Below are 10745 nucleotides of genomic sequence, written 5' to 3' on the forward strand. Positions count from 1 at the left end.
CCCTGATTGTTCAGCAGTCTCCTAGCCGCAGTCGTCGTTGTTAGCAATGCTGTGAGCAGCTTTTACCCGAACAACCATGCAGGAGCCAGCGATGACAGTCGTAACCTTCGTCTCACATGAGGGAGAGAAGCACGTGGTGCCCTTAGAGGAGGGGCAGTCACTCATGCGGATCGCCGTCAACAACGCGGTGCCCGGGATTGACGCTGACTGCGGAGGCGAAGCCGCGTGCGGCACGTGTCATGTCATCGTTGATCCGCAGTGGTCCGAACAGGTCGGCCTCTCGGGAGCAAGTGAAGAGGAAATGCTCGCAATGAACCCGGAAAGGCTGCCGACCTCTCGACTGTCGTGCCAGATGACCGCGTCCGCGGATTGGGACGGCCTGGTCGTCCAGGTGCCAGAGTTCCAGATGTAACGACGAAGGGATCAAGAGTCGTGTCAAGCAATCATGTAGAAGTCGGGGACAGAATCCGGTCGGCCATCCCGATGGATCTTCAGATCCGGGGCGCCCATCTGTACGACAGGACTCGGCGCTGGGTGACAAGGACGAATGGGAAGAAGCTCTTCGTAGAGAGTCCCATTCCTCCCGTCGAGGATGTCGAGCTCGCCGACATCGACCTCAGTAATCCCTTTCTCTATCGCCAAGGCCGCTGGCAGTCCTACTATGAGCGCCTGCGAAACGAGGCTCCGGTCCACTTTCAGCCCAACAGTGCGTTCGGGCCGTTCTGGTCAGTGACCCGACATGAAGACATCATCGCGGTCGATAAGAACCATGAGGTCTTCTCCGCCGAGCCGATGATAGTGATCGGGGCCCCGCCTCGTTTTCTCGATATTGAGATGTTCATCGCGATGGACCCACCGCGCCACGACGTGCAGCGAGCAGCTGTGCAGGGGGTGGTGGCGCCGAAGAACCTGCGCGAGATGGAGACGCTCATTCGGTCTCGGGTTCGCGAGGTACTAGACGACTTGCCGGTGAATCAGCCGTTCGATTGGGTCCAGGCTGTCTCGATCGAACTGACAGCTCGAATGCTCGCGACGCTCTTGGACTTCCCATACGAGGAACGTCACAAACTCGTGTACTGGTCAGATATTGCAACTTCGTTCGAGGAAGCGAACGGTGGTCCTGCGGACCTCGACGAGACGTTCGACGGAATGCGCGAGATGGCGAGCGGTCTGAGTTCTCTGTGGTACGACAAGAAGGCTCGGTTAGCAGAGGGGGAGGAACCCGGTTTCGACCTGGTCACCATGCTGCAGAGCAACGAGAACACCAAGGATCTGATCGACCGCCCGATGGAATTCATGGGCAACTTTGTGCTGTTGATCGTCGGAGGGAACGACACGACCCGGAACTCGATGAGTGGTGGCGTTCTGGCGCTGAACCGGTTCCCAGACCAGTTCGAAAAGCTCAAGTCCAACCCTGACCTGATCCCCAACATGGTCTCCGAGATAATCCGGTGGCAAACGCCGCTGGCCTACATGCGCCGAATCGCCAAGACTGACACTATCTTGAACGGTCAGTTCATCCGTAAGGGTGACAAGGTCGTGATGTGGTACGCCTCAGGCAACCGCGACGAGCGTGTGTTCGAGCGGCCCGATGACTTCATCATCGACCGGGCCAACGTCCGCAACCACATCTCCTTCGGGTTCGGCGTACACCGGTGCATGGGCAACCGACTGGCCGAAATGCAGCTGCGGATCCTCTGGGAAGAGCTGCTCCCCCGCTTCGAGAACATCGAGGTCGTCGGCGAACCCGAGTACGTGCAGTCCAACTTCGTGCGGGGTATCAGCAAGATGATGGTGCGCCTCACCCCGAAATCCGGCACATGACATCGCAGCGAGCCCTCATCATCGGTGCCAGCCATGCCGGAGCCCAACTCGCGGCGAGCCTACGGCAGGACGGGTGGAGCGGTGAGATCGTCCTCATCGGCGAGGAGCCCACGGTGCCCTACCAGCGCCCGCCACTGTCGAAGGCGTATCTCGCCGGGAAAACCACCCTCGACGAGATCACCATCCGCAGTTCGGACTTCTACTCCAAGCAGCGAATCCAGCTTCTCAACGCGCACGTGGAGGCGATCGACCGCTCGGCTGGGCACATCGTTATGAGCACCGGCGACACACTGACATACGACAAGCTCGCGCTGTGCACGGGAGCCCGCCCTCGTCAGCTCCGCGTTCCTGGGGCCGATCTCCCCGGGGTCCATTACCTTCGTACCGCCGCAGACGTCGAGTTGATCCGCACGTCCGCCGCCCCCGGGCGGCGGGTGGTGATCGTCGGGGGCGGCTACATCGGACTTGAGACGGCCGCCTCACTACGGGCACTGGGCCTGGAAGTCACCGTGCTCGAGGCGACCACTCGCGTCCTCAAGCGGGTCACTGCTCCCGACGTATCAACGTTCTTCGAGCGGATCCACCGAGAGGAGGGCATCGATATCCGAACGGGCGCCAAAGTCGCAGCATTAGTCGGAGACGATTGCGTCCGGGAGGTCACACTATCTACTGGCGAGTCGATTCCGACTGATCTGGTCATCGTGGGTATCGGTGTTGAACCGAGAACAGAACTCGCCGAGGCGGCGGGCTTGACCCTGAACGATGGTGTGGTGATCGACGAGCACGCCCGAACCAGTGACCCAGCCATCGTTGCCGCCGGAGACTGTGCCAGCAAGTACATCTCTCGATACGGTCGCCGAGTCCGGCTGGAGTGCGTACCCGGAGCAACCGATCAGGCGAAACTCGCCGCGGCTACCCTTTGCGGGAAGTCCAAGAGCGCAGTGTCGCTGCCCTGGTTCTGGTCAGATCAATACGATCTCAAGCTGCAGATCGCCGGTCTCAACACCGGTTACGACGAAGTCGTCCTCAGCGGTGACCCCACCCGGGACCGCGACTTCAGCTGCTTCTACCTCCGTGATGGCGAACTCCTTGCTGCAGACTGCATCAATCGTCCCCGTGATTTCATGCTCAGCAAACAGGTCATCACACAGCAGCGTCCTTTCGTCCGGACCGATTTCGCCCATACGGGTTCTCCCGATTCCTTGCGCAATGGGTAAGCCAGTCCCGAGCGAGACTCGCACGGTCAGCGGCGGAGCCTCGACGAACGGCGCTGACATCCCACTGGCGCAGCAAGAGAGCCCGGTTCGTGCCCGCCTGCCGTTCAGAAAGGAACTCTGATGACTCGCCAGACGCTCATCGAGAACTATCCACATCGGGTCGGGGGGCACTGCGGCTCAGCCGCGATGCGAGACCTCCTGCACTGGCAAGGCCTCGGCTGGGAAGAACCGCCCGATGAAGGTCTCGTCTTCACCCTCGGGGGGTCACTTGGCCTGTCCTACTTGCGCTCGAGCGACCTCTTCCCGCCGCTTTATCTGGTAGGGAGAGACTCCGATTTCGAAGTAAATCTCCCCCATCTACTGGGCGCACAGGTCCAAGTGCTCACGACCGACGATCCCCGAGAAGGATGGTCGTGGATTAGCCAGGAGGTCGATGCCGGAAGGCCAGCCCTGATATGGGGCGACATCGCGGAGTTGCCCTACCTGCGGGTTCGGCTCCAAATGAGTCGCCACGATATCGTGGTAATTGGTTACGACGAGGCGGAGAGGATCGCCTTCGTTGTTGACAACGACCGTGCCGAGGTCCAAAAGGTTCCGTTCGACGCTCTCGCTCGAGCACGGTCGTCGATGTCATTCCCACAACCGACACGTCACACCACGTACCGCATCGCCTGGCCGCATGAGTTACCAGACCTTGCGCAGGTTGCCGCAGCGGCTTTCCGTCAATCGGCAGCGAACATGCGCCACCCAACTCCGCCAGGAGTCGTTGATCTCACGACCGCGGTGAGCGGTTCCGAAGGCTTAGCAGCGGTCGCCCAGCTCGCCGCTGATGTCCGGACTTGGTCCCATCTACCGGCTGACGAACTCGAGATCCTCTTATTCAGCTTGAGCGCTTTCATCGAGAAGGCCGGCACCGGTGGCGGCCTGTTCCGAAAGCTGCTCGCTGACGGCTGCGCGGACGTGGCACGTTTGACCGGTGACCTCGCGACCGAAGATCTCGCCGTAGCCGCCAGACACTGTGCACAGACATGGACGGAGGCCGGCCGAGCCGGGATCGAGCACGAGGTCGATGTGCGTACTCGGCTGGAACGTGTGGCTTCGGCGGTTAGCCTCCTGCCCACGCTCGAGCTTCAACTGGCTGAAGCTCTGGAGTCAGCTTCGCGATCGCTTGCAGCAGCCTGACTAATCGGGAAGTCAAAACTGGACGGTAGAAGTTCCGGCCGCACTCAGACTGCAGCGGATGGCTCGCCGCCGCTCGCACCGAAACGACCGGGCTCTAGGGTTGCCTCGCCACCTCCCCGGCGACCTCGGCGATCGAGCGGTCACACCCATCCGACAAGAAGAAGCCCCGATTTAGCGAGATCCGCCGGCGCCAGGGCGGTTCAGGTCGTGGATGGACTCGGCCGGGATGGGTTCGCCTCCCTGCTTGCGGGCAGCAAGAAAATCATCAACGAGTTGCACGCATCCGTCGTGGTCGACGGTGCAGAGCCCAGTGAGTCGAGCGAACACGACGGGGCCGAGGAGTTGAACGATCGCAAAGGTGGTGTCGATGTTCCCGAGCTGTGCTCGTACGTCAGGCCGTGTGAGGATGTGGTCAAAGGGCTGCCGGTACTCCTCAATGACTCGACTGCGCAGTGAAGTGATTGCAGCCGAATCGGCAAGATTGCCGCCGACTGATCCGATTGACAGCCAAGCCAGAGTTGTAATGTTCAGCGGCGCCTGGTCAATAAGGTCGGCTTGGGCCGTGAGAAGCGCGATGAGTTGGTCCCGTACCGACCCATTGGCGGTAGAGATGTCGACGCGAGGCAACAACCGCTCGAAGGTCGCCGCAAGCAACTGGGCGGTGCCGCCGAAATGTCGATAGAGCGTGGCTCGCGCGACCTTCGATACTCGAGTTACCGCCTCGACAGTAACCGCCTCTACACCGCCAGTGCTCAGAAGCTGCGTAGCAGCGTCGAGCAACCGCTTTCGAGAGCGCAGCAGCCGCGGATCGAGTTGGTCGTCGTCCGCAGCGGACTGATCGGTACTCCAGTCGTCCACGCTCTCCCCCTTCGGCCGGCGGCAACTCCTCGTCCAAGCTGGCCCGTCTCGCCAACCAGATACTGTGATACTACTAGTCTCAAAACAAGACCGACCATCTCACAGCAAGGGGCCGACGATGAACTCGTCCCAACAGGCCATCCCCGAATCATCCCGGTGGACCCGAGCCGAATGGTGGATGCTCACGGTGTCGTGCTTAGCCGTGGCGTTGGTGGTCGCGGCGATGGCCGCACTGTATTCGGCATTACCGCAGATAGCGGTAGAGACGGGAGCGACGCAAGCCCAGCTGACCTGGATAGTCGATGGCTACACGCTGGTACTGGCGTGCTTGGTCCTGCCCGCTGGAGCGATCGGTGACCGCTACGGGAGACGGGCGGTTCTCGTAATAGGCCTGGTGATATTCACCATGGCGTCCGCGCTTCCACTGCTGCTGTCCGACCCGGCGTGGTTGATCGCTGCGCGAGCAATTGCCGGGGCGGGCGCTGCACTGGTAATGCCCTCGACGCTATCGATTCTGACTGCTGGTTTCGCCGCTGATCATCGCGGCCGAGCAGTAGGTGTGTGGGCTGGAGTCGCCGGCTCCGGCGCAGTGTTAGGCATCCTCGGCGCTGGGGTGTTGCTTGAGCGTTGGTCGTGGGTATCGGTATTTGTCGGACTGACCGCAGCGGGAGCGTTATTGGCCGCGCTGGCGTGCTCGATCGCTGAGTCCAGCCAGCATGATCACCCCCCCGTGGACTGGGTGGGCGCGGGGGCAGCTGCGGTTGCGGTTGCGGGAATCGTATTCGCCACGATCGAGTTTCCCGCGCGGGGTTGGGCCGACCCGATTGTTCTGGCCAGCGCCGGGGTCGGCATCTTGGCGACAGTCTTTTTCATCCTCTTTGAGCTGCGATCTTCGACCCCCTTGCTGGATGTTCGGTTGTTCGCCAGGCGCGGCTTCGGCGCCGGCTCGTTGTCGGTGGCCATCCAGTTCTTGGTCACTTTTGGGGTGTTCCTACTCCTAGTGCAATACCTGCAATTGATCCTTGGATACGGACCGTTGGCCTCGGCGTTGGGATTGGCGCCGATGGCGGTCCCTCTGATCGTGATCTCGGTGATCGCCCCTCGACTGTCACAGCAATTTGGACTGCGAGTGATGACCGTCGCTGGCCTGTTGACCATCACAGTTGGCCTGATGCTGGTGAGCCGGATGACCGTCGATGCACGTTACCTCGACCTGCTATGGCCGCTGTTGATCATGAGTGCAGGACTTGGACTATGTACAGCCCCAGCGACCTACGCGATCGTCGCCGAAGCTCCGGAGAGTAAACACGGGGTCGCCGCCGCAGTCAACGATGCGGCCCGCGAGATCGGAGCTGCGATGGGGATCGCAGTGGCTGGCAGTGTGCTGGCCGCCGGATACAGCCGCCACATTCAACCCGCCCTCCCTCAGTTACCCGAACCTGCCCGTGGTCCAGTCTCCGATTCTCTGGCCGCCGCCCTAGAGGTCGCCGAGCAAGCCGGACCAATAGCGCAACCATTGGTCGACTACGCCAAAGAGGCATTTGTGAACGGCAGCAGTCAGGCCACGCTTACGTTGGCAATCCTTACCGTCGGCGCCGCAGTCTTGCTAGCGATCCTTGCCCCGGGCACTGCTCCGCGTGACCACAAGACCACGGCCAGTTCCACAGCACCGGCACACCGGGACAGCGTCGGATAGGTGGCCCGTCCGGCTTCCGGCTGCACTGACTCGTGCCTGGAGAAACTGCGCAAGGTCAGCAAGAACCGCGGTCACTTCCCGAGTGCCGAATCTCGGCGGTCGAGCTGCTGTGGCTAGCGATACCCACCATCTTCAGGGCGGGGGTCAGTGGCTGGTGCGTCCACGCCCGCCCGCTTCAACGCGCTGTAGTGCGCGGTAGAGCGTGGATCGGCCAACTCCGAGATTGCGGGCGATCACTGATGGCCCCTCCCCTGCCTCGATGCGGGCCCGGGCTTTGTCGACCTGCTCGGCGGTCAGGACTCGCTTACGACCCTTGTACTTGCCCTTCGCCTTAGCGATGGCAATGCCCTCGGCCTGACGTTCACGAATGATGGCCCGCTCGAACTCGGCGAACGCCCCGAGCAGCGAAAGCATCAGATCGGCTCGAGGATCTTGGGCGCCGGCGGCGTAGGTAGCCCGTTCATGGACAAACTCCACACTCGCGCCCTTGGCAGTGACCTCACCAACGATCTGCTTGAGATCGACCAGGGAACGAGCGAGTCTGTCCATTGACGCGACGACGAGCTCGTCACCGTCGCGCAGGTACCCGATGCACTCGGCGAGCTTCTCGCGATCGGCGCGCGAGCGCGCAGACTGCTTTTCGACATAGACCCGATCACACTCCCCCACCGCCTCGAGCTGACGCGCCTCATTCTGATCCGCAGCCGACACCCGCACATAGGCCACCCTCTGCCCGCGCGGACGCGAGGCCCGGCGAACCGACGTCGGATCCGGCTTTGGCTTCCCCTCGACGATGTTCTCCGAGTCCGTTGACTCCACCCGAAAGTTCCAGCCCAACTCGTCCCGGCGACGGAACCGAGTCCGCGCCTTCCCGCGGCTGACGATGAGCACCTCCTCGCCACCGTCACCCGAACGGCTCAGAAGCGTCCCAATCCGATCCGCCATTGAAGGCCCTCCCCGCATCCGGCGTATCAATACACCCTAGACCCGGAGAGACGACGTTTCATAACTTGGCTAACCCACCCTGCGCTACAGCGAGAACTGTGACTCTCACCTTCGTTTGGCGGGATTTCGCAGGTTTGTTTGGCGGTGTCGGGTGATGCCGATGACGAGGGTGGAGCGGGGTCCGCGACCCGTATCGATTTCGGGCCGAAGTTATGAGCACTATTGTTAACGCAGTTCGCTCTCGGAACGATTACTGAATCGAACCCCACCACTTCTACCGAGGACACCGTATGCGCCGCGCACTCAGATCTCTGCTGGCCGTTTCAGCTACCTCCGTATGTCTACTGGCCGGCGCGGGATCGGCCAGTGCGCAGGATGCATGGCCAGTCGACCCGGGCCCAGGTAGCGCGGTGCGTCCTGTGGATGCTGGCCCCTATGTCCTCACCTCCGATCAACCGGAGTTCTACAACCCGGCCGATCAGCGAGTTCGGATTATCACCCCGTTCGGGCACTCCACCCGGATCGTGTGTAGCGGCTTCCGTGCGTTCAACGACTGCTGGCAAGCCGATCGCGATGGGCACCCGCACAAACTCAAACTGATCTTCGGCTTCAACCTCGGTTCGGTTTCTGCGCCGAACGTCTTCCTCTACCCCGGCATGATTCCTGGTCTGTAGCCAAGCCAGATTCCGTGAGGTGCAGCTCCAGTGCCCTGTCGGATCCCCGCGGGGTGCAGAAACATCGACTGGAGACTGATCAGGTCGTCGGGCATCGGCCACCTTTACACCAAAGGCCCAGTAAGGATGAGACGAGTAAACCGCGTTCCTTACCTATGCGACGGGCAGGAGCCAACTCACGTCGGGGCGGGCTTCACTCGCCCGTCACCGCGACTGTCACTGGCAAAGCCTTTCGTGGCAGAGACGTCGATGCAGGCGGGAGGCAAAAGTGGAGGCGTTCTTCGTCCCGCTCCTGCCGCCTGTAGCGATGTCGCTCGCGCTTTGGGCGTGGATCATCTGGATTTCCTTTCGGGCCACGGGTCGAGGCATGCAAAGAACTACGGCCGCCGTGTCTGTGCTGCTGTCGATCTGCGGAGCTATCGCTTTTCTCGGGTTCAGCGGCAGCGACGATTACAACGACTTCCCCGGTTACACCTGTGCCCGTCGCGACGGACACGTGCCGGACGGCTTCCCTCCCGACCGGCTTCCCCCGCAGGAACAGGTGAGCACTTTCCATACCAATCTCGACTGGTCCCACGGATACGAATTGCTTCCCGCGGGCGTCCGCTGTACTTACTGGACCAGAGACGCCCCCAGCGTCACGGTAGTCACTCACAGCCCTTGGTCTTACTCGGTGTGGATCTACGGACTGCTCATCGTTGCCTTGGCACAGGCCGCACGAGTCTTCGACCCGGACCTGCTTTCCCAGCGCCATCGCTGACCCTTGGCAGCAGTTCGGAGCCAGCTCAAGCGGCATCAGTCTCGACGTCGTCTGGAAGCTCCTCTCGCTTCCGATCTTCGCCGGCCCACTTATCACTCTGGACCGCATGCCGACAGCAGACTGAGCACACCCAGCTCACGGAGCCTGCCGGATGTTGCGCCGCTGCCCCTCTGTCAGCTCGTCCCTTAAACGGTCGTTTTTGATACAAACGGGTCGAAGCTGGCCGACCTTGGATACGCCGAGGTGGGCGGAAGCCTGGTCTGTAGCGGAACCCAGTCCCGGAATCTGTGTTTCTGATCTATCCGCCAGCGACGGGTATTGCTACATTTGTCGGTATGGGCCACGCTTTCGGGTACGCGCGGGTGTCGACTGGCGATCAAGACGCTCGACTGCAGCACGATGCTCTGGAGGCTGCTGGCTGCTACAAGGTCTTCACCGACACCGCCTCCGGGGCCTTGGCCTCGCGCCCAGAGTTGGGAAAGCTCCTCGATCAACTTCGCCCGGGCGACACGCTCGTGGTCTGGCGACTGGATCGGCTGGGGCGATCGATTCGGCATCTGATCGATCAGTTGACCGAGTTGCAGGAGCGCGGAATCGAGTTTCGCTCCCTGCAGGAAAATATCGACACCGGGTCCTCGGGCGGGCGGCTGGTGTTTCACATCTTCGCCTCGCTGGCGGAGTTCGAACGAGACCTCATCTCCGAACGCACCCACGCCGGCCTTGAGGCCGCCCGAGCCCGTGGCCGTAGAGGTGGGCGTCCACCGTTGTTGTCTGGGGACAAACTGCGCACCGCCCGCAAGCTCTACGAGCAACAAGACATGACCGTCGCCCAGATCGGCGAGGTCCTGGGGGTCAGCCGCACCACCGTCTACCGAGCGCTGCAACGCGGGGCCGACAAGCCCCCCGCTCGGCGCCGGCAGAAGTCGACGACGGCGTAGCCATGAGCGGGGGCGATGAACCTCAAGGTTCGATCGACGCCCCCACTGGCGCGAAGACTGCCGCGGCCCGATGGCAGGTCCTACGCCAACACGTGGAGAGCGGGGTCCCGCTGACCCAGTTGGCCGCAGCCGAAAAGGTCGGGGAACGCACTCTGCAGCGCTGGCTCGCCGCTTATAGCAAGGGCGGGATCGCCGCGCTGGCTCCGGCAGCGCCACCCAAGCGTGGGCGGCGCACCCACCCAGACCTTGTGGCCTACATCGAAGGCCTGGCGCTGAGTACGCCTCGACCGTCCACCGCAGCGATCTTCCGCAAGGCCGCCGCGACCGCCACCCGCCGCGGATGGCCGATGGTCTCCGCGAGCACCGTGCGGTCCATCGTGACCGGTCTGGATCCCGGGATGGTGACCTTGGCCCTCCAAGGTGCGGCGGCCTACCGAGACACCTACGAGTTGGTGTGGCGCCATCGAGCCGAGCGGGCCAATGCCACCTGGCAGGCCGACCACACCGAACTCGACATCCTCATCCTCGACGCCAACGGGCGGCCCGCCCGGCCGTGGTTGACCGTCATCCTCGACGACTACTCCCGGGCGGTGTGCGGCTACATGGTCTTTCTCGGCGCACCGTCTGCGATGAACACCGCGCTGGCGTTGC

General features: G+C 62.4%; 10 protein-coding genes and 1 pseudogene. 9 read left to right on the forward strand and 2 right to left on the reverse strand.

Annotation, left to right across the window (positions count from 1 at the left end):
- Positions 1 to 91 precede the first annotated feature (91 nt).
- The 4 genes from AYO52_RS12965 (at position 92) to AYO52_RS12980 (ending at position 4223) form a co-directional block, all read left to right on the forward strand.
- Positions 92 to 412, forward strand: a complete 321-nt coding sequence (locus AYO52_RS12965) for a 2Fe-2S iron-sulfur cluster-binding protein (protein ID WP_067718080.1) — start codon at positions 92 to 94, stop codon at positions 410 to 412.
- A 71-nt stretch (positions 413 to 483) separates the two neighbouring features.
- Complete coding sequence (locus tag AYO52_RS12970) at positions 484 to 1824, forward strand: cytochrome P450 (protein ID WP_067718083.1); 1341 nt, start codon at positions 484 to 486, stop codon at positions 1822 to 1824.
- The gene (locus AYO52_RS12975) at positions 1821 to 3041 is read left to right on the forward strand and encodes an NAD(P)/FAD-dependent oxidoreductase (protein WP_067718087.1); all 1221 of its coding nucleotides are present in this window, start codon (positions 1821 to 1823) and stop codon (positions 3039 to 3041) included. Before AYO52_RS12970 ends, AYO52_RS12975 begins: the two co-directional genes overlap by 4 nt.
- Positions 3042 to 3161: 120 nt before the next feature.
- Complete coding sequence (locus AYO52_RS12980; RefSeq protein ID WP_063972865.1) at positions 3162 to 4223, forward strand: BtrH N-terminal domain-containing protein; 1062 nt, start codon at positions 3162 to 3164, stop codon at positions 4221 to 4223.
- Positions 4224 to 4394: 171 nt separating this feature from the next.
- Here AYO52_RS12980 and AYO52_RS12985 read toward each other — a convergent pair whose 3' ends face one another.
- Complete coding sequence (locus AYO52_RS12985; RefSeq protein ID WP_067718089.1) at positions 4395 to 5081, reverse strand: TetR/AcrR family transcriptional regulator; 687 nt, start codon at positions 5079 to 5081, stop codon at positions 4395 to 4397.
- 118 nt (positions 5082 to 5199) lie between these two features.
- Between AYO52_RS12985 and AYO52_RS12990 the strand changes: the two genes are divergently transcribed.
- Positions 5200 to 6777 carry an MFS transporter gene (locus AYO52_RS12990; protein ID WP_067718092.1) on the forward strand — a complete coding sequence of 526 codons (1578 nt, stop codon included), beginning with the start codon at positions 5200 to 5202 and terminating at the stop codon, positions 6775 to 6777.
- A 144-nt stretch (positions 6778 to 6921) separates the two neighbouring features.
- Here the strand turns inward: AYO52_RS12990 and AYO52_RS17840 are convergent, their stop codons facing one another.
- Positions 6922 to 7722 carry a recombinase family protein gene (locus AYO52_RS17840; protein WP_082924006.1) on the reverse strand — a complete coding sequence of 267 codons (801 nt, stop codon included), beginning with the start codon at positions 7720 to 7722 and terminating at the stop codon, positions 6922 to 6924.
- Between the two features lie 290 nt (positions 7723 to 8012).
- Between AYO52_RS17840 and AYO52_RS13000 the strand changes: the two genes are divergently transcribed.
- The 4 genes and pseudogenes from AYO52_RS13000 to AYO52_RS18360 all read left to right on the forward strand — a co-directional run.
- On the forward strand, positions 8013 to 8396 hold the full coding sequence (locus AYO52_RS13000) for a hypothetical protein (RefSeq protein ID WP_067718095.1): 384 nt from the start codon (positions 8013 to 8015) through the stop codon (positions 8394 to 8396).
- A gap of 268 nt (positions 8397 to 8664) precedes the next feature.
- A complete protein-coding gene (locus AYO52_RS13005; RefSeq protein WP_067718097.1) occupies positions 8665 to 9156 on the forward strand; it encodes a hypothetical protein in 492 nt (163 codons plus the stop codon).
- A 335-nt stretch (positions 9157 to 9491) separates the two neighbouring features.
- Positions 9492 to 10094 (forward strand): recombinase family protein, encoded by a 603-nt coding sequence (locus AYO52_RS13010; protein WP_067718100.1) that lies wholly within the window; start codon positions 9492 to 9494, stop codon positions 10092 to 10094.
- Between the two features lie 92 nt (positions 10095 to 10186).
- Positions 10187 to 10745, forward strand: a pseudogene (locus AYO52_RS18360) (transposase); the annotation flags it as partial.

Source organism: Dietzia sp. 111N12-1 (assembly GCF_001658045.1).
In the GTDB taxonomy this organism is placed as follows: domain Bacteria; phylum Actinomycetota; class Actinomycetes; order Mycobacteriales; family Mycobacteriaceae; genus Dietzia; species Dietzia kunjamensis.